Here is a 19,028-nt window from a genome sequence, read left to right as displayed (position 1 = left end):
AAAACGAATCTTTTTCTTCTACTTGTTTTTTCCCAATGTGTTCTCTTCGAACCAAAAATTAGCAAGGTTCCTGATGCTTATGTACGTGAGGAGGTCATGAACACTGAGCAGAAAAATGCCACACGAGTCCTCACTGATAAAATCATCAAACTTAACAACGAAGTCTCTGCGCAAAGAAAGGCCAATACTCTCACAGGCCAAGCCATCAAAATATCTCAAGCGAAAGTAACAAAACATAACTCTCAGCGAGATCTGGCACGAGCAAAAGAAACCTACTTTGTTTTGAAAGAAGACTCTTCCTCCTCCAAACGGTATCTGGAAGAAAGTCAAGGTCATGAATTGGAACGGGCCAAAGAGGAAACGCGCTACAAAACGTGGGTGCAAAAAGAAAAAGAAGACAAAGCCTATTTGGAAATGAAAGAAGCGGCTCTCGGAGAACTCATCGCCGAACTCGAATTAGTTCGTTCTGAAATTGCCGTTAAGTTCCAAGAATCCCAAGGCAAAACTCCGACCGATCCAGAATACATCAAAAAAGAAATTTATGAGACCCAATATGCCGAAAAAAAATCAGACGCTCGCCGCCGTGTCTCTGATTGGGAAAGGGTCAAAACAGAAGCTCCTAGTTTGCCTAAAGTCAATTTAGAGGACAGTTTTGACGATGCAAAGTAAACCAAGAAACATTAGCTTCTTACTCCTAAGCCTTGTTTTTGTTTCTGGTCTTTCGGCGGACTGGGTTTATTTTCCCTATGAATACAACCAAATTTATAAAGAAAAATATGCTTTGGAATTGGAACTAGCCGACATTCGCAAACAACATCAAAACGAATTGAATCGTTTGGAAGAAGAAAAGAAAGAACTCCAAACCCAAAATCGAAATCTCACAGAAGATTTAGAACTAGAAAAAAGAAATCGGGCCAAAGAACAGGACGAGTATTCCGATAAAATGCGCGATTATGATATGCGCCTTCGTGGTCTTGAAAAAAAAGGAACGGATAAAGAACGTCTCCTTGCAGAAGAAAATCGCAAACGAGAAGAAAGAGATCGTGCCGATCTAGACGCATTGAAGAAAAAACTAGAAGAGAAAGAACGGGAAAACCTTCAGAAAGAACAAAAACTTCGTGAAAATTATGAATCCAAAATGGATGAACTCAAAGAGAGGATTCGCAATCTAGAAGAGGAGCTAGCCAACCTTCGTAAACTCACCAAAGAACAAAAAAGAGAATTGGAACGGCTTGCCGAACAAACCAAAGAGTTTGAAGAAAAGTTAGCCAAAGAAATCACTTCGGGGCAAATTCGCCTCAAACGTTTTCATAACAAACTCATCATCAATATCGATGATAAAATTTCCTTTGATAGTGGTTCTTCCGAACTAAAACCAGCCATCCTTCCTGCCATTGAAAAAATTCGGGATATTTTGGCCGCTTATCCTGAAAACTACATTGTAGTAGAAGGTCATACTGATAACGTCCCCATCAAAACAAAATTCAGGAACAACTGGCACTTGTCCAGCGAACGAGCGTTATCTGTTTTGGACCATATGTTACAGAACAAAAATCTAAATCCTAAGAATTTTTCCAGTGCCGGTTATGGTGAGTTTCAACCCATTGTTCCCAATACTTCGAAAGAAAATAAAGCACTCAACCGCCGAGTGGACATTGTGGTTGTGCCGAGAGCCACAGGCTCTTTAAACTCAAGTCATGAGTAAACCTAGACCCAAACGTTCCCGATTGGTTTTGTTCTTAAGCCTTTCAGGTTTACTCTCTTTATGTATATTTTTCATTGAATGGATTGGCTCTAAGGAAAGTGGAAGTCTTGCTCTTTTTGCTGATGCTGGCCATATCATAACGGATGTTTTTGCCCATCTCATCTCTCTTTTTGCCCTTCTCATTGCTTCGAAAAAAGCAACGACAAAGTATCCATTTGGATTTCACAGATTTGAGGTCTTAGCGGCACTTTTTAATGGACTCCTTCTTATTGGGATGGCAGTTTTCATTCTCTATGAAAGTTATATTCGGTTTTCGGGCTCGGCTCATGTAGAAGCAGATTCTATGCTCGCTTATTCGTTAATAGGATTTGCTATTAATTTAGTATCTGCGGGACTCTTAGTGGGAGTCAGTAAAACAAGCCTCAATCTAAAATCAGCCTACCTGCATGTCCTGAGTGATCTTTTAGGAACCCTCGCCGTTGTGATTGGGGCTCTTATCATTCGGTTCACAGGATACAGAGAAGTGGATAGTTTTCTCAGCATCATCCTAGGGATTTTTATTTTAAAAACCTCTTATGGGATTGTAAAAGAATCGATTGAGATCCTCATCGAAGCAGACACCAGTGAGTTTGACAAAGAACATTTATTAGAACATATCCAAGTTTTAAAAGGAATCGAATCGGTTCCTCAAATCACCGTCAGAAAACTCACATCCGGAGTGTTTTCAGTAGAGCTACAAATTCTTGTCAAAAAGGATGCAGACAGAGATACAATTGTTTTAGAAATTCATAAAGTTCTAAAAGAAGAATTTGGGGTTCCTTTTGTGTCTGTTGAAATTCTATCTTCTTCATTGAAAGAAAAATTAGATACGATCTTTGTTCGAGAGACAGAACGGGAGTTTGGTCATCATGGTCATAGCCACGGACATGCCAACGACCACCATCATTAGAGGTTCTTTTTTTTCTTTTGAATTAAGTAATTGGTAAAAGAATCTTCCCAAACAAAAAGTTGGTAGTCTGGATCAATAGACTTAAGTTCTTGGGGAGAGGATAAATCCCAGAATGAAGTCAATGCGGATAGTAGTCCGTCCGTTGGGTAAGGAAATCCTGAAAGTAAAAACTCACCATTCGGATAACTGGGGCACAATGTAAGAAAAGACTCTCTCCATTCGACTAGTTTCTCTCTTTCTCTTGCAACAATTTGGTTTTCTAAAGATATCTTTTTTGTTTTGCCAATCAGTAACGAAACTAAAGACAAAAGTTCTTTTAATCTAAGCTCCATTCCCAGTTTGCCATAATTTTCCAGAACCATGTCATTTTCTGCGATAGAATATTCGCATAACGTAAGTTTCAGATGGCTCACTTGGGGAGTAAATTCTGTATGGAAGGACTCTTCCACTATCTGACTTTCAGTATTCGTATTTCCGCTTTCCCTTTGTCTGCGCACTTGGTACACGGGGTTGTCAGTTCCCGATTTAGTGACCCAAAAAATAACGTCCGCTTCTCCGCCATTAGTGATGAAGGATTTGGTTCCAGAAAGTTTTCCATCGTAAACTACAGAACTTAATTTGCGGAGTTTGCCCTCCCAACCAGGTTCACTCACTCCTACAGCATAGATTTTTGTAGGATCTGTTTTCCGGAAAGCATCCCAAAGTGGATCGGAAGTTCCAATGGAAATGGGGGATTGGCTATCATGATTTGTTTTCCCATAAAGAAGGATTCCGCCAGCGACATTCACTTCCACCATACAGGAGAGAGCAAGTGATACTCCCAGATGTTCTTCTGCTAAGAGAGATAGTTTCTTTTGAAATTCTAAATAGGACTCAAGACCTAGAAGGAAATTGTAAAATCCCTCTTTAATGAGATAGGGTTTCCAACTCCGATAAAATCCAGTCTCTGGTCCTCCCGTATCTTTGGGATAAGAGGAACCAGCTGCACCATACTTTAATATCAAATTCTCTGGCTCTAGTCCCACAGCGAATTACTTAGATTTTTTTTTGGCATACTTGGTATCGAGTGCCTTCTCTTCTTCCAATACTTTTTTTAGGTATTGGCCAGTAAACGACCGTTTTACGGTCACGACTTCCTCTGGTGTACCAGTGGCAATTACTTCCCCACCGCCATCACCACCCTCAGGACCAATATCAATGATATAATCTGCGGCCTTTATTACATCCAAATTGTGTTCGATGATGACCATAGAATTTCCTTTGTCTACAAGCACTTGCAGAACAGAAAGCAACTTTTCGATGTCTTCGAAATGAAGTCCTGTAGTGGGTTCATCCAAAATATAAAGAGTTTTTCCTGTAGGTCTTTTCGAAAGTTCTGTGGATAGTTTGATCCTTTGTGCTTCCCCACCAGAAAATGTAGTGGCGGCTTGCCCCAATTTGATATAACCGAGACCCACATCCATAAGAGTGTCTAACTTGCGTTTGAGGTTAGGAATTTTTTCAAAGAAAACAACTGCTTCTTCAATTGTCATATCCAAGATATCAGAGATATTCTTTCCTTTGTATTTGACTTCCAGAGTTTCGCGGTTGTACCTTTTTCCTTTACAAACCTCACATTCCACATAAATATCAGGAAGAAAATGCATCTCAATTTTTAAGATTCCGTCCCCTTCACATTTTTCACAACGCCCCCCGGCGACGTTAAAACTAAATCGTCCGGGACCATATCCTCTGACCTTGGCCTCTTCCAGTCCGCTGTATAAGTCCCGAACAAAGGTAAACAAACCGGTGTAAGTGGCAGGATTGGATCTGGGAGTTCTTCCAATGGCCGACTGGTCAATGTTAATCACCTTATCAATTTGGTCTTTACCCAGAATTTTTTTATGTTTTCCAGGAATGAGTTTCATTCCCATCACCGAACTTGCTAGTTCCTTATAGAGAATTTCATTGATGAGAGTGGACTTTCCGGAACCGGACACTCCTGTAACAACCGTTAAACTTCCGAGAGGGATGGAAACATCAATATTTTTTAAGTTATTATGTGTCGCCCCCGTAATCTTCAAAAATTTTCCATTCCCAACACGCCTTGTTTTCGGCATGGAGATTCGTTTTTCCCCAGAGAGAAATTTTCCAGTTACGGAATGTTTGTCTTTTTTGATTTGTTCGGGTGTGCCAAAGGCTACAATTTCCCCACCGTGGACTCCGGCACCAGGGCCCATATCCACAATGAAATCGGCCTCTTCCATGGTCTCTTTATCATGTTCGACTACAAGCACAGTATTGCCGAGGTTACGAAGGCCTTTTAAGGTTTGGACAAGTTTAGTATTGTCTCTTTGGTGAAGGCCTATGGACGGTTCATCCAAAATGTATAAAACACCCATTAGGCGAGAACCAATTTGAGTGGCGAGTCTAATCCTTTGCATCTCCCCCCCAGACAGAGTCCCGGCCGACCGACTTAGGTTCAAATACCCCACACCCACATCATTTAGGAAATGAAGGCGTTGGAGGATTTCTTTTAGGATGGGTTTAGAAATGGTATCTTCTGCGCCTTTGTATTCAGAGGACTTAGTAAACTCTAAAGCCTTCTCTATAGAATAACCTGTGTAGGCATCGATTCCCACTCCTTGCACTTTCACTGCCAGGGCTTCGGGACGGAGTCGTCTTCCATGACATTCATCACAATCATGGTTGGTCATAAAGGATTCAAACCACTGTCGCATCGAATCGGATTTGGTTTCTTTATAACGACGTTTGAGGTTAGGAATTACTCCTTCATAATTTTTGGAGAATTCATAGTGAGAATTGGCACCACGAAAATCATAATCAATATGAATGGAGGCATCTCCATGTAAGATAGTATTTCTAACTTTATCGGGTAAGTCCTTCCAAGCAGTGTTTAAATTAAATTTCAATTTTTTGGATAACGCTTGTATGGTGGCCATATACCAATAAGAGTTGGATTTGGATCCTCCCCAAGCCTCAATACAACCTTCTGCGAGAGATGCTTCTCTATCGGTGACAAGAAGAGATTCATCGAACTCTAAGAGAGCACCGAGTCCATCACAATTGGAACAAGCACCAAAGGGTGAATTAAAAGAAAATAGTCGCGGTGTGAGCTCGGGAATACTCACATCATCACATTTGGGACAAGAGAGTTTTTGTGAGAACAGGTGGTCTTTTTCTCCATCTTCCACTACAACAATTCCATCCGCCGTTTTTAAAGCTGTTTCCACAGAATCCGACAATCGGGACTGGATTCCTGGTTTCATCACAATCCGGTCCACAACAATATCGATATCTGCTTTGAAGTTCTTCTTTAAAGGAATTTCATCTTCCAGGGAATACACTTCCCCGTTCACACGAACCCGATTGAACCCTTCTTTTTTGAAACGTTCGAGAACCTCTTTGTGTTCCCCTTTTTTCCCTTGGATGACGGGAGCCATAATTTGAAGTTTGGTTCCTTCCGGAAATAAATTGATTCTGTCTGTGATTTGGTCAACAGAGAGGCTAGAAATAGCGGTTCCACATTTCGGACAATGGGGTTTTCCCACTCTGGCATATAACAGCCGTAAATAATCGTAAATTTCAGTAACAGTACCAACAGTGGAACGTGGGTTTCTGTGGGTGGTTTTTTGTTCAATGGAGATGGCAGGACTCAAACCCTCAATTTGGTCCACTTCTGGTTTTTCCATTTGCCCTAGGAACTGGCGGGCGTAACTGGAAAGGGATTCCACATACCTCCGTTGTCCCTCGGCATAGATGGTATCAAAGGCAAGCGATGACTTCCCCGATCCAGAAAGTCCAGTGATGACCACAAGTTTATCTCGTGGAATGTCAAGGTTTATGTTTTTGAGGTTATGTTCTCGGGCGCCGCGAATACGAATAAAGGAATCCACATCGGATAGCTTGTTTTCCTCTTTCATTCTGGAAAGAATTTTAAGAAATGACGGAAGAGGATCCACCGTGTTTCGAATTCTTTTTTTGGTACTTTTCTTACCCTTTCGCCTTCTGTACCAGTTTTACCTACGTCTAAGCCTAGTTTTCCAATCGGGCCGAGAGGTCTATGAACTGGAATTTCCCGCTGTTTTTGAAGATTCTTACAAATCATATTGGGTCAAAAAATTGCAAGGTAAGGAAGAAACAGTCACAAGATTAGAACTTCTCATCCTTCTCAAACTCATTCAAAAAAATGGAAAAATAAAAACTCTCGATATCTCTCTTCCTCCTCTTGAATGGACTCTTTCTGAGTTCTATGAAGTAAGAAACCAACTAATAGCCATTAAAGAATCTGGTAAAAAACTGAGGATCTTTGCCAAAGAAGGTGGTGTGGGTACACTACTTTTACTCACAGCAGCTACGGAAGTGTTTTTGGCTCCAGAATCCGAATTTATGGTTTTGCTACCAAGCGCCGAACCTATGTTTTTTGGTAAATTTTTGAAAACATGGGGGATTGAAGTGCAAGCCTTTGCCTCAGGCCCATACAAATCCTTTGCTGAAAGTTTCACACGGGGTGAGTTTTCCAAAGAAGCTAAAAAGAATTTAGAAACTTTAGTTTTGGATTTACGAAAAGTAATACTCTCTGCCCTTACCAATGGGAAAAAATCATTAGAACCTATTTTCTATAGACCGATGCTCTCTGCCGATGAACTTCTGTCAGCTGGCGTCATCCATGGAATCAAAACAGAAACAGAGTTTTTTTCCGAAGATAGAAAGGTCTTTTCTGGAAATTATCCTTCCCTACACTACAAAATCAAAGAATTTCATATCCTTCCCAAACGAAAAGCAGAAGTCGTAGTGATCCCTTTAGAGGGAGGAATCTCTGGTGGCGATTTTTTACATAAACATAGAGAAAATGGAAAAATTGAAGCATTCTCTCTCATCCCCAATCTAAAGGCTCTTGCCGAAGACAAAAAAATTAAAGCAGTGATTTTAGAAATTTCTTCCCCAGGTGGATCCGCATTTTATTCCGAACAAATCCACCAAGAAATTCTGGAATTAAAGAAAACCAAAATTGTTACCGCCTATTTTAAAGACACAGTCGCCAGTGGCGGGTATTATCTTGGTTCGGCGGTAGATCATATCACAGCTTCCCCAGTTTGTATCACAGGTTCCATTGGTGCTGTGAGTATTCGGGCCAATTTACAAAAATTATATAAAAAGGTTCAATTGAATAAAGAGGCCGTTGGTTTTTATCCTTTTCGAGACATTCATTCCGAATTCCAACCCCTCTCCAAACAGAGCGTCCAGTATCTAGAATCGCAAATCAAAAAGATAGAAGGTTTGTTTTATAGGCGTGTCGCCGAAGGAAGAAAAATTCCTTTAGAAAACCTTCCGAAAATTGGAATGGGGAGAGTGTATTTGCCAACTGTGGAAAACCGCATTGTGGATTCTCTTGGTGGGCTTTTAGATGCAATTCATGAAGTGAAAGAAAGATTAGGTGGAAAACCAATCACTCTAACAGAAGAATTACCGGCTTATAATTTGAGAAACAAAATTCCCATCCTTGGTGGACTCATTGCCGAACTAAAAACATTGGAATCACTGAACGAAATTTCTCTCCTATCTCCCGTTCGTTTGGCTTGGAAAAATAGAAAATAATTTCCTATTTATTTACCTAAGCACTCGCAGCTTTTTCCAAGCGGTTGCGAAGTCCCTCTTCCCCAAATCCTGGTTTGGGAACTTCGCAAAAGATAGATTGAACGCCAGACATATCGCAGGATTCAAAAAAAGCATAAAGTTTAGACGCATAATCCTCATTAGAGGAAACTAAACAAAATCTGTCGTCATCACCAAATGACTGTTTGCCGAATCCTTCCTTGAACGCATCAGGTTCGTTCCCCTTTAAAGAATATCCAATCCAAGCCATGGACTTCGATTGGAACATCGTTTTGAAACTCTCGATAAATTCTTCTGTAGAAGCTAAGATCACACGGGCTGTAGGTGCATAGTGTTTGTATTTGGTTCCGGGACTGAGTGGCACGGCTTGGTTTTCGTTTTTAGAAGTTAATTCTGGAATCCGAAGATCAGGGAGTAGTTTCAATAGTTCCCTCGATTCAATGGATCCAGGGCGAAGAAGAGTGGGATGCATTCCGACTAAACTTACCACCGTCGACTCAATTCCAAAACTTGGTTCCTCTGCTACAAGGATTCCGTCCACCACTCTATCAAAGTATCGCAATACATCACTTAGTTTTGTTAAAGAAGGCCTACCCGATAAATTGGCTGACGGAGCAGAGATTGGTCCTCCCGAGAGTTCAATCCATTCCCGAACCACGGGGCTTTTCGGTATCCGCACGGCGAGTGTGTCTAAATCTTTAGGAAAAAGGGATTTGTCTTTTTTAGGAAGGATGAGAGTGAGGGGGCCTGGCGAAAACCGTTCTAACAGAGCCCTACCAACTTCCCCTAACTCACATACAGCGGCAATGGATTCAATGGAATGAAAATGGGCAATAAGAGGATTGTCTTTGGGTCTGCCTTTGATTTCATAAACCCTAAGACAAGCTAACTCCGATTTTGTGGAAGCCCCAATCCCATAGACCGTTTCCGTAGGAAAAATAACAACCTTTCCCTCTTGGATGAGGTTCGCAAGCAAACGAACATCCGAAGAGATTAAGGTTTTCATATTAATACTTTTTTGTTTTGATTTTAGATTTAGAATCGGAAACTTTCAAGGCCTCTTGGGAATCCCCAACTGGAACTGTAGTCTCTTCTTTTGGTTCTTCTTCCTCTTTCGCTTTTTCTACTGGCGGGAGTTGTCCTTGCACCAATTTACTTAGGTAAACATTGATTTCTGGATCATTGTCTGTTACGAGTTGCCAGAAAGAAAATCCACCCAAATCATATTTACGAAGGAGTGTCATTTTTTCTTCAAAAGCTTTTCGGTTCATATAAAAAGCCACTCGGTCACATCCACCACTGGTGTACCAAAGGGAAGGATCTTCATAAGCACGATTTTTATGAATGTCAGAAAACTTAGATAAGTTTCTCCAACTAGCTACTTTGTTTTCTTCGTTTAAGATACGATTGATGTCCGTGGGTTGGCGATTTTTATGCACCCCCGCTTTGATCCTTTGTGCATCGGAATGGTAAATGGCTTTGGCAGAGGATTTACAATTCAATGCCCAATCATATCCATAGGTAGGAATGGCCATATAAAGTTTGTGCATAGGCACTCTTTTTTTGGCATACGTAATGATGTCTTTTAACCAAACATTTGGTGCTTGGGGACCAGGACCTGGATTATGGTATTTGCGCGGATGGAGTTCATAAGCCATAATCTTAACTCGGTCAGCGTGTTTGGCGAGGAATGCATAGTCATGAGTTGTCGGCCCTCTCCAATTTTCACGGAAATCAAGAGCGATTGGCTTAGACAGACCTCGACAATTCAGTTCTTTCTTTTTACTTTTTTCGGCAGGAGTTTTTGGGTGAACCGCCACAGAAATGAGTTTTCCTTTTTTATGAACTTCCCGTGCAAGAAGAACAAAAAACTCTTCAAACTTTTCTTTTTTATCGCAGGACATTCCTTCATAATCAATATCAATTCCATCATAACCATAAGTCATGATTTCATTTACAATAACTTGGATATGGTGGTCACGGATGTCGTTTCTTCCGCCCATTCCAATATTCTCTTGAATTTTTTCTTTTGGATTTTCCCATCGAAAGATAGTGGGGATGATTTTGACTTTCGGATTTAAAGCACGAAGTTCTTGGACTCGTTCTTTCTTAGAAGTGCTCGACCAACTAGAAATCAACTCTCCGTTATTGGAAAGTCCCCCTTTCATTGTATAAATGAAGGGATGGATTTCATTATAGAGATGTACTGTCTTTTTCATCGCAGTCCAATCGGTGGACCAAGCAGAGGAACGAAAAGTTACATTCTCATCGGGAAGAAAGTTTGGCAATTCCACAGATTCTTCCACGGTCTGGTTTGTTTCAGACGGAGAGCCCTCTTTGGTTTCCATTTCGGAGGGAGTGCCGAGAGAAGGAGTTGAGGCTTCCACCACACTCGGATTGGCATTTCCCATTTTGGGAGCGTCTTTCAAAGACAGGGCTACTCCATTGTTCTGGATTAAATTCATTCCTAAATAAAAGGAGATGGCGGATAAAAAGACCCAAGAGGCAAATAATAAGGAATATTTAGCTGCATTAGACAGAGGATGTTGGCGAGAGGATGAGTTTTCAGATTCAGACATATATTACTTCTTTTATGATTATCGAACACGGATGAAAAAAAGAGTAGAGAATATTAGAAACACGCAAGACCCTATTTCTCATCCCATGATTTTTTAGGAGGGTTTCTCTCCTAGTCTAAATTCAAAGGAAAGGAAAAAGAAATCTATGCATGTTCTCAAACAAAAACCGGTCATTTTGTATACGGTTCTTCTCAGTTTTTTTCTAACCTTTCTTTTGCTTGCGGAACTTACTGGTAGTAAATTATTTTTTGCCTTCGGATTCACTATGACTATGGGGGTTATCCCCTTTCCAGTAACCTTTATCATCACAGACCTTTTAAATGAATACTATGGTAGAAAAGTAGTACGAGCCACAACCTTTCTCGGGATGGTGATGATTGGACTTGCTTATCTTCTCATCGTGATCGATATCCAAATTCCCGCAAGTCCTGAATCTCCGATCGACGATGCCTCCTTCGAACGGGTGTTCGCCAATTCTGGTCTTGTAATTTTAGGTTCCATCATTGCTTATATGATTGGTCAGATGATTGACCTTCATACCTTCCATTTCCTCCGAAAAAAAACAGCCGGAAAACATATTTGGCTTCGGGCCACGGGCTCAACCATCATCTCGCAACTCATAGATTCTTATGTAGTGATCTTCATTGCACTGGGAAAATACCATCCCGTCTCCAAACTCATTGCTATTGCCAATACGAATTTTTTATATAAGATGGGTGTGGCAATCCTCATCACACCTCTTCTCTATGCCATCCATATCTACATCGATCGTTATTTGGGAGAAACTCTGAAACAGCAGATGTTTCGGTCAGCTATGGAAGAAGAAGGTTTGGAATCAACCATCCAACCAGGGTAAGTGAATATCATGTTTAAACCGCGAATCGAACGATTATCAACAATCCTTGGCATTCCTCCTGCCAACATTGGGCATCGAGGTGCCAGGGGTCTTGCTCCAGAAAATACTCTCGTGTCTTTTCTTGTTGGTTCCGATTCCACACGATTCTTTGAATTAGATACCATGCTTTGTGGTTCTGGCGAACTGGTTGTCATTCATGACTTCACGGTCGACCGTACAACCGACGGGAAAGGAAAAGTGGCAGATTATAAATACCGTGCTCTTGCCGAATTAGATGCCGGAAGTTTTTTTGAAGAAGCCTTTGAAGGAGAACAAATTCCCACACTTTCACAAGTGATCCAAACCATGCCAGAAAATACCGTTTTTGATATCGAAATGAAAAGTGAAGGCAAAAAAGAGGAACGGCAAACATTGGCATCCGCACTTGTCAAACTGATTCGGAAATACAAACTCACCAATCGGATTTGGGTCAGTAGTTTTGATTGGGATTTAGTGAATCTTATCCGACAAGAAGAACCTGAAGTATTACGTGGCCTTCTCATGGAAAAAGGAGATTCGCTAAACGAGAGTTATAAGAACTATGAACCGGACCTAATACTTCCGCACTTATCTGCTTGCACTAAGGAATTTGTTCAAGGCTTAAAAGAAGAATCTCTGCTTGTGATACCTTATACCACCAATACAGAAGAAGAATGGAAACAGTTGCTAGAGGTAGGAGTGGCGGGCTTAATTACAGACTATCCGGACCGCTTAGCTGAATTTTTAGAATCTAAAAAGTAAATCCATACCCAATTTCCCCAAGGATCTTCATACAAAGAATAGGTTTTTTCTGGCACCGATTGCACAAGTTTCAGGGAAAGAAACTCCGGATGTTGGCGAATGGATGTGTCACAACTCAGAGTGATGGTTCCTGGTCGTACCGGACAATGTTCTGTCATTTTGGAAAAGACCAAACATTCCCCTGATTCTAATTTCAATTCCGAATGACCAAAACTTTCTTTTAGGACAGTCCCCCCTAAAAACGATTGGTAGAATCTCAGAGAAACTGCGGTATTCTCACCGCCGTCTAAATTGACAGAGAAAAACTGAGGAAGGACTAAATCCATGTTTTTTGTTGTATTCATCATCCTAGGAACTCACTACGTATTGTTGAGGTTCCCTCTTTAGAGTCCTATGTCGATCCAATCCCCATCGAAATTTTCCTTTTTTTTATTCTTTTTAATGTCCGGCATCATCAATTTTCTGTTATGCGAAACCATCTACTTCGAACCAATCCATTCGGCAGATAATCTCTATTTACCTTTACTTTTAAAGGACTTAGTTTCTGGAGCAGGGATCTTTCATTGGTTTTTACCTCCATCTCCATATTTCTTTCCCGATCTATTTATAAATCTTATCCTCTATCCCTTTGTTCCCTTTTTATATATTCCAGCAGCTTATGGAACCCTCCAGATGCTTTTTGTATTACTCGGAATTTCCATTTTCATTTCCAAATATGTAACGAAAACCGAATCACTAGAGTTTCTCTTTCGTTTCGAATTTCTTTTTATCTCACTTTCTCTCGTAGGATATTGGACTAGTGACCATCCCCTTCCTTTGGTTTATTTTCTAACTCAAGCACACCACAGCACTGGATTCTTTTTTTCCCTTCTTCTTGCCATATATCTTTATTCGGTGTTAAATGACACTGATAAGGATCACCAAAAGAATAACCCTCACCAATTTCTCCCCAATCATTTAACCGCATTCTTTTTCTTCAGCTTCTCTCTGCTTTATCTCTCGGACCGATTTTCATTTTCCGTGGGTGCCCTCTCATTTTTTGTGGTTCGGATTTGGAATACAAAGAAGCCATTGACAGAGCGAATTTCTTATTTTCAAAAGAAACGTTTTTGGATTTTAGGACTATTGTTTCTTCTCTTCAATGAACTCGTATTCCTTGGTTTGAAACAGATTTTTCAGATTCCTGGAAGTTTTCAGATTCTAGGAAAGTATCTCGCAGACCAAACTTTAGAAAGTATATTCTTACTCTCTGGAACTTATCTTTGGGACTTTTCGAAACATATCTACTACCAAGGAAAATCGATTCTTCTCCTTATGGGTTTGGTCTTCTTTAGTTATCCAAAATTTCCTAAACTCATCCGCCACCTCCTTGTTGTGTTTTTTCCCGTCCTACTCGGACTCCTCCTACTTGTGGGCAGGTTTACTTACCTCCATCCTTATCCCATCCGGTATTTATTTCCCCTCTGGTTCTTTGCCCTGTTCGGAATCACTTGGGTTCTTGTTTCTTATACCCAATGGATTTCCCGCTGGGTTCTTTTTGTGACACTTGGAGGAATGATGGCCTTCCTTTTCACCCTCCCTTTTCCCAGAGCAGAAGTCAGAGCAAGGTTCTCCTCCATCACAGACAAGGAAGTGACCTATGATTTGGAAAAACCCATCCGGTTCTGGAGCCAGGGATCCCAAACCCCCATCCCCATCGGCAAAGACGGGAGACCCTACCATTGGATCACAGGGGCATTCCATACGCACTTGACAGAGTGAAGCGAACCTATGATCTGGAAGGAGATGGAAGATTACGTACGCATATTTGATACCACTCTAAGGGACGGGGAACAATGCCCCGGGGCTGCGATGAGCGAAGATGAAAAGGTGGAAATTGCCCAACACCTTGCCCGAATGAAAGTCGATATCATCGAAGCTGGGTTTCCAGTTTCCTCTCCTGTCCAATTCAAAGCCGTAGAAAGAATTGCGCGAGAAATTGAAGGCCCTATTATTTGCGGATTAGCTAGAGCCCTTCGCCCTGACTTGGAAGCCGCACGCGATGCCCTAAAACCAGCCAAACTTAAACGAATTCATACCTTTATAGCTTCTTCTCCCATCCATATGAAACACAAATTGGGTAAGTCTCCCGCAGAAGTTTTGGAGATGGCAAGGATTGCAGTCAAGATGGCAAGAGACTTTGTTACAGACGTAGAATTTTCCCCAGAGGATGCTACACGTTCCGAATGGTCTTTTTTGCGCGAGTTAGTCGAAGCTGTGATCGAAGAAGGGGCAACGACCATCAACATTCCAGACACTGTGGGATATACAACCCCACAAGAATATATGGATTTATTTCGTTTCTTAAAAAAAGAAGTGAAAGGTGCTGACAAAGTGATTTTTTCTGCGCATTGCCATAATGATTTAGGCCTTGCCGTAGCAAACTCTCTAGCAACCGTTCTTGCCGGCGGTCGTCAGATTGAATGTACAATCAACGGGATCGGGGAACGAGCGGGAAACACTGCTATGGAAGAAGTGGTGATGGCTTTAAAAACAAGAAAAGATGCCTTTGGGGTGGAGACAAGAATAGATTCCACTCTCATCACCCGCGGATCTCATTTAGTAAAAACCACAACGGGCATGGTTGTCCAACCTAACAAAGCCATTGTGGGCGCCAATGCCTTTGCACATGAATCTGGAATCCACCAAGATGGTGTGATTAAAAATAGACAAACTTATGAAATTATGACTCCCGAATCGGTAGGACTAAAATCCAATCGTATGGTTCTTGGTCGTCACTCCGGAAGAGCAGGATTCAAAGATCGCATCATCCGTATGGGATTTGATCCCAAACCAGAAGAGATCGACAATGCCTACAACCGTTTCCTTGAGATTGCGGATAAAAAGAAGGAAGTCTTTGATGAAGACATTGCGGCACTCTTCCAAGGAGAAATCAGTCGTTCCCAAGTCGATGAAATCTACCGACTCGTTTCCTTTGAACAAAACACAGGAACGAACAAAACTCCTGATTCCAAAATTACTTTGTCCGTCAAAGGGGAAACCAAACAGGGAGAAGCGCACGGAGATGGACCGGTGGATAGTATCTTCAAAGCCATAAACCAAGTGACTGGACTTTCCCCCCTCCTTTCTCGGCTTGTGATTTCTCCTGTGACAGAAGGAACCGATGCCATGGCGGAAGCTTCCGTAACCTTAGAGGACGGGGAAAGACGAGTGGTAGGAAAAGGAGATTCCACAGACATCATTGAAGCCTGTGCAAAAGCCTATATCAATGCCCTTAACCGGTTGTAATCCTGTGACAAGTCAGAACAATACATTTTCTATGGAATCCCTGGTGCGAAAGGAACTACCAGCCTTCAAACCATACACGCCTGGGGAACAACCAGGCCTTAGCACCTCTACCATCAAACTCAACACCAACGAAAACCCCTACCCCCCTTCTCCTAAAATCAAAGAAGCCGTAGAGAAAGTTTTACAAACAGGTGTTTTACGAAAGTATCCCAACTACCATGCAAGGAAATTACAAGAACTCATTGCCAAAGACTATGATTTGGATCCCAACCAAATTTTAGTCACCAATGGTTCCGATGAAGCCTTACGTATGTTATTCCATACTCTCGTTGGTCCAGGGGATGTGGTGGTCGCGCCAGATCCTACTTATTCCTATTACCCAGTGCTTACGGAACAAATGATGGTGGGAGCCATTTACAAAGCAGTTCCCCTCCTTCCCAATTTACATTTTGATTTTGAATCTTTATTAAAAGAAAAGGGCAAGTTACTTTGTTTTGCCCATCCCAATGCCCCGACAGGTGTGGAAGAAGAAAAAGAGAAACTCTTAAGCTTGGTTAAAAATTTTTCTGGCGTAGTTCTTTCTGACGAAGCTTATATTGATTTCACGGAACCTAATACAAGTTTAATTTCAGAAATCAAAAATCATCCCAATCTTGTGGTCTCCCGTACCTTTTCTAAATCTTATGCACTGGCAGGACTTCGGGTTGGATATCTTGTGGGATCAATTGATGTCATCACTTGGATCCGCAAACTAAAGGATTCTTATAATGTGGGAATTTTAGAACAAGTGATTGCAGAAGCATCTTTTGCAGACAAAGAATACTTTTTAGAAAAACGTTCTCTTGTAATCCAGGAAAGAACAAAGTTAAAAATAGAATTAGAAACCCTTGGATTTACCCTTCCAAACTCTTCGACCAATTTTTTATTTTGTAAACCAAAACAAGGCATCTCTCCGGAAAGTCTGTATTTACAGTTGAAAGAAAAGAATATCCTCATTCGTTATTTTTCCACAGGAATTTCGAAAGACTACATTCGAATCACGATCGGAACCCCGGAAGAAAACCAAAAACTTTTGGAAACGATTCGTACCCTTTTATAAAATAGTAATCTGACTCTTTTAAAAAGAAAACCCGGTATGTCAGAGCTGACAAACCGGGCTTGTAACGAAATTTCATTAGGGATTACCAAACACCTAACAAGAACTTGTTTACTTTTGAATTTCGATTTTTGTTTTTTTCGGTTCCATTTTGGGAAGTGTTAATTCCAAAATCCCGTTCTTCATTTTTGCAACGGCTTTATCAGAATGAATTGCTTTTCCGATAGTAAATTTACGGAAGTAGTTTCCTTCTCTGTATTCTGCAAGTCGCACTTGGCCACGAGATTCTGTTGGCGGAACAAACTTTCCTTCTAAAATCAATTGGTCTTTTTCAATCGATATCTCCACAGAAGATTGGTCGACACCAGGCATTTCCACACGGAAAAGAATAGCCTCTTCTGTTTCCAACACATCCACGTTTGGTGAGTAAACTTTTGCCGGTGTCTTTTCACCTTTCTCGGCAACTTTTTCTGTGACTTCCCTATTGTTTTCTTGAGTAAGTGTATTCATAATTCTCTCCTTAACCTGCAATGATGGATACTTTTTTAGGTTTATCTTCTTCTCTGCGAGGAAGATGGATGTTTAAAACTCCATTGGTAAATTTCGCAAGGACATGCTCCTGATCGACGCGAAATGGTAACTCCAAAGTTCTATGAAATTCCCCATTAAAAATTTCGCGACGGTGCACTTCTGTTCCTTCCGCCAGCTCCTCGGCTTTTTTCTTCCCATGGATAGAAAGAAGATTATCTTTTACATTAATATCGATCGCGTCAGCTTCCATCCCAGGGAGTAAACAAGTGACCAGGGCTTCATCTTCCTTTGTATAAACATTCACTGGAGGGAAATTGGAAGAAGAACCGAATTGGCTATCCAAAATGGATCGGGTCAACTCATCGTTCAATCGGTCAAAGTCTCTCCAGAACTGATTTGCTTTCGTTTGTGGGTCTAGAATTCGGAACAACATGCTCATTCTCCTTGTTAGCACTCGCTTCACACAGCTGCTACTTTCGTTAGCACTCTAAATGTTTGACTGCTAGTCGTCAAGAATGTTTTATATTTTATAAGATTTTAAAAAAAAATTTTGTCCCTGAAGGCCAACCCACCTAGCTTGGAATCCAATGCCTATCCAAGATACTTTGAAACAATTAGGTCTAGAAATCCCTCCTGTTCCTGCGGCCCTTGCTGCTTATATCCCTTCCAAACGTGTCGGAAACCTCGTTTTTACCTCCGGTCAATTGCCGCTAGTCGCCGGAAAATTACGAAAAACAGGGAAGGTAGGAAAGGAAGTCACCCTTGCCGAAGCACAAGAGGAAGCCAAACAATGTTTACTGAATGCCCTTGCCGCTATCTTAGTTCAAATTGAATCCTTAGACAAAATCAAATCGATTGTGAAGTTAGGTGTCTTTGTCTCCTCTAGTCCAGAATTTACCGAGCACCACTTGGTTGCCAACGGTGCCTCCGAACTTGTAGCTGCTATCTTTGGAGACAAAGGAAAACATGCTAGATTTGCGATTGGCGTGAGTTCACTTCCTTTAGATGCTAGTGTGGAATTGGAAGTGGTAGCTGAAGTCGAATGACAAATTCTTTTTTTATAAAATGTATCGCTGTTTTTCAGTTTACAAAAGACTCATTTCTCTTTGTTCCTGAGTTAATCCTTGCTTGGTGGTTTTTGACAAAAAGAATTTTCCTTTCTCTTTATCGCTATTGGGACACAAAACTTTTTTTTGATAAAATATTTTTTATCTTTTTATTCCTACAGCTACTCTTCTCTATCCTTCCTTGGTTCTCTTATGAAATTCGTTTTTTTGAAATCAAGGAATCTATTTCGCTTGGACCCAAACTCAACTCGGTTTTCATTCTCCTAGGTCTTCTCAATTTTTTCTTCCTTGGTTTCTGGAAGTCTCAATGGACAAGGATTTGGTTTTTTTCAAGCCAGATGGTTTCGGTTGTTTTTGTGATCTGGGGGTATTTGGATCCCAAACGTTATTTTTATGACTTTGTGAAACCTGAAGAAGTGGGACTTCATATACCATTCTATTTGTTTTTAGGATCTGTATTGGGGGCTTTTGTCTTTGGATACCTCACCTTCAAAAAGGAAGATGAGGTATTAGGAAGACTTCACACATAAAATCTGAGTCTTATGGACCTACTCGTTTGCC

At 41.1% G+C, this 19,028-nt stretch carries 18 protein-coding genes; 11 read left to right on the top strand and 7 right to left on the bottom strand.

From position 1 onward, the window contains the following. The first annotated feature begins 96 nt into the window (after positions 1 to 96). Genes LEP1GSC195_RS03495 through LEP1GSC195_RS03485 form a run of 3 tightly spaced genes read left to right on the top strand, consistent with a single transcriptional unit; the run spans position 97 to position 2,654 of the window. Positions 97 to 669, top strand: coding sequence for a hypothetical protein (locus LEP1GSC195_RS03495; protein ID WP_232227649.1), 573 nt, complete (start codon positions 97 to 99; stop codon positions 667 to 669). Beyond that, positions 659 to 1,705 carry an OmpA family protein gene (locus LEP1GSC195_RS03490; protein WP_015680145.1) on the top strand — a complete coding sequence of 349 codons (1,047 nt, stop codon included), beginning with the start codon at positions 659 to 661 and terminating at the stop codon, positions 1,703 to 1,705. The genes LEP1GSC195_RS03495 and LEP1GSC195_RS03490 overlap by 11 nt, the downstream gene beginning before the upstream one ends. Beyond that, a complete protein-coding gene (locus tag LEP1GSC195_RS03485; protein WP_015680085.1) occupies positions 1,698 to 2,654 on the top strand; it encodes a cation diffusion facilitator family transporter in 957 nt (318 codons plus the stop codon). Before LEP1GSC195_RS03490 ends, LEP1GSC195_RS03485 begins: the two co-directional genes overlap by 8 nt. On the opposite strand, the gene LEP1GSC195_RS03480 is transcribed toward LEP1GSC195_RS03485, so the two are convergent. Further along, entirely contained in the window at positions 2,651 to 3,679 is a 1,029-nt protein-coding gene (locus tag LEP1GSC195_RS03480) for an acyl-CoA dehydrogenase middle domain-containing protein (protein ID WP_015680079.1), read from the bottom strand. The genes LEP1GSC195_RS03485 and LEP1GSC195_RS03480 overlap by 4 nt on opposite strands. Before the next feature lie 6 nt (positions 3,680 to 3,685). Then, entirely contained in the window at positions 3,686 to 6,577 is a 2,892-nt protein-coding gene (uvrA, locus tag LEP1GSC195_RS03475; protein ID WP_051122346.1) for an excinuclease ABC subunit UvrA, read from the bottom strand. 40 nt (positions 6,578 to 6,617) lie between these two features. Here uvrA and LEP1GSC195_RS03470 point away from each other — a divergent pair, with 40 nt between their 5' ends. Next, entirely contained in the window at positions 6,618 to 8,252 is a 1,635-nt protein-coding gene (locus LEP1GSC195_RS03470; RefSeq protein WP_040506301.1) for a S49 family peptidase, read from the top strand. 16 nt (positions 8,253 to 8,268) lie between these two features. On the opposite strand, the gene LEP1GSC195_RS03465 is transcribed toward LEP1GSC195_RS03470, so the two are convergent. Together LEP1GSC195_RS03465 and LEP1GSC195_RS03460 are read right to left on the bottom strand one after the other, a co-directional pair. Next, positions 8,269 to 9,276 carry an L-threonylcarbamoyladenylate synthase gene (locus tag LEP1GSC195_RS03465; protein WP_015679883.1) on the bottom strand — a complete coding sequence of 336 codons (1,008 nt, stop codon included), beginning with the start codon at positions 9,274 to 9,276 and terminating at the stop codon, positions 8,269 to 8,271. A 1-nt stretch (position 9,277) separates the two neighbouring features. Continuing rightward, positions 9,278 to 10,849: a glycosyl hydrolase family 18 protein gene (locus LEP1GSC195_RS03460; protein ID WP_015680109.1), complete on the bottom strand. Its 1,572-nt coding sequence runs from the start codon at positions 10,847 to 10,849 to the stop codon at positions 9,278 to 9,280. Positions 10,850 to 10,994: 145 nt separating this feature from the next. On the opposite strand from LEP1GSC195_RS03460, the gene LEP1GSC195_RS03455 reads away from it, so the two are divergent. Beyond that, positions 10,995 to 11,705: a queuosine precursor transporter gene (locus tag LEP1GSC195_RS03455; RefSeq protein ID WP_015680154.1), complete on the top strand. Its 711-nt coding sequence runs from the start codon at positions 10,995 to 10,997 to the stop codon at positions 11,703 to 11,705. Between the two features lie 9 nt (positions 11,706 to 11,714). Continuing rightward, positions 11,715 to 12,485, top strand: coding sequence for a glycerophosphodiester phosphodiesterase (locus LEP1GSC195_RS03450; protein ID WP_015680163.1), 771 nt, complete (start codon positions 11,715 to 11,717; stop codon positions 12,483 to 12,485). Here LEP1GSC195_RS03450 and LEP1GSC195_RS03445 read toward each other — a convergent pair. Next, the gene (locus LEP1GSC195_RS03445; protein WP_015679905.1) at positions 12,443 to 12,832 is read right to left on the bottom strand and encodes a VOC family protein; all 390 of its coding nucleotides are present in this window, start codon (positions 12,830 to 12,832) and stop codon (positions 12,443 to 12,445) included. The two genes, LEP1GSC195_RS03450 and LEP1GSC195_RS03445, sit on opposite strands and share 43 nt — an antisense overlap. 46 nt (positions 12,833 to 12,878) lie before the next feature. Here LEP1GSC195_RS03445 and LEP1GSC195_RS03440 point away from each other — a divergent pair, with 46 nt between their 5' ends. From LEP1GSC195_RS03440 to hisC, 3 genes are read left to right on the top strand one after another with little or no spacing between them, the layout of a single operon-like run. Next, positions 12,879 to 14,246 carry a hypothetical protein gene (locus tag LEP1GSC195_RS03440; RefSeq protein WP_015679920.1) on the top strand — a complete coding sequence of 456 codons (1,368 nt, stop codon included), beginning with the start codon at positions 12,879 to 12,881 and terminating at the stop codon, positions 14,244 to 14,246. Between the two features lie 9 nt (positions 14,247 to 14,255). After that, on the top strand, positions 14,256 to 15,773 hold the full coding sequence (locus LEP1GSC195_RS03435; protein WP_015679835.1) for a 2-isopropylmalate synthase: 1,518 nt from the start codon (positions 14,256 to 14,258) through the stop codon (positions 15,771 to 15,773). A 31-nt stretch (positions 15,774 to 15,804) separates the two neighbouring features. Then, positions 15,805 to 16,872 carry a histidinol-phosphate transaminase gene (gene hisC, locus LEP1GSC195_RS03430; protein WP_198012766.1) on the top strand — a complete coding sequence of 356 codons (1,068 nt, stop codon included), beginning with the start codon at positions 15,805 to 15,807 and terminating at the stop codon, positions 16,870 to 16,872. Positions 16,873 to 16,980: 108 nt separating this feature from the next. On the opposite strand, the gene LEP1GSC195_RS03425 is transcribed toward hisC, so the two are convergent. Both LEP1GSC195_RS03425 and LEP1GSC195_RS03420 read right to left on the bottom strand, forming a co-directional pair. Further along, positions 16,981 to 17,379, bottom strand: coding sequence for an Hsp20/alpha crystallin family protein (locus LEP1GSC195_RS03425; protein WP_015680019.1), 399 nt, complete (start codon positions 17,377 to 17,379; stop codon positions 16,981 to 16,983). A gap of 10 nt (positions 17,380 to 17,389) precedes the next feature. Further along, a complete protein-coding gene (locus tag LEP1GSC195_RS03420) occupies positions 17,390 to 17,833 on the bottom strand; it encodes an Hsp20/alpha crystallin family protein (RefSeq protein WP_015679928.1) in 444 nt (147 codons plus the stop codon). A gap of 154 nt (positions 17,834 to 17,987) precedes the next feature. Between LEP1GSC195_RS03420 and LEP1GSC195_RS03415 the strand changes: the two genes are divergently transcribed. Together LEP1GSC195_RS03415 and LEP1GSC195_RS03410 are read left to right on the top strand one after the other, a co-directional pair. Continuing rightward, the gene (locus LEP1GSC195_RS03415) at positions 17,988 to 18,446 is read left to right on the top strand and encodes a RidA family protein (RefSeq protein ID WP_015680143.1); all 459 of its coding nucleotides are present in this window, start codon (positions 17,988 to 17,990) and stop codon (positions 18,444 to 18,446) included. Then, positions 18,443 to 18,997: a hypothetical protein gene (locus LEP1GSC195_RS03410; RefSeq protein WP_015680057.1), complete on the top strand. Its 555-nt coding sequence runs from the start codon at positions 18,443 to 18,445 to the stop codon at positions 18,995 to 18,997. Before LEP1GSC195_RS03415 ends, LEP1GSC195_RS03410 begins: the two co-directional genes overlap by 4 nt. Positions 18,998 to 19,028 lie beyond the last annotated feature (31 nt).

The sequence above is a fragment of the Leptospira wolbachii serovar Codice str. CDC genome (assembly GCF_000332515.2).
GTDB lineage: Bacteria > Spirochaetota > Leptospiria > Leptospirales > Leptospiraceae > Leptospira_A > Leptospira_A wolbachii.
Note: the sequence above shows the minus strand (reverse complement) of the source record. Positions and strands in the feature narration are given on the sequence as shown.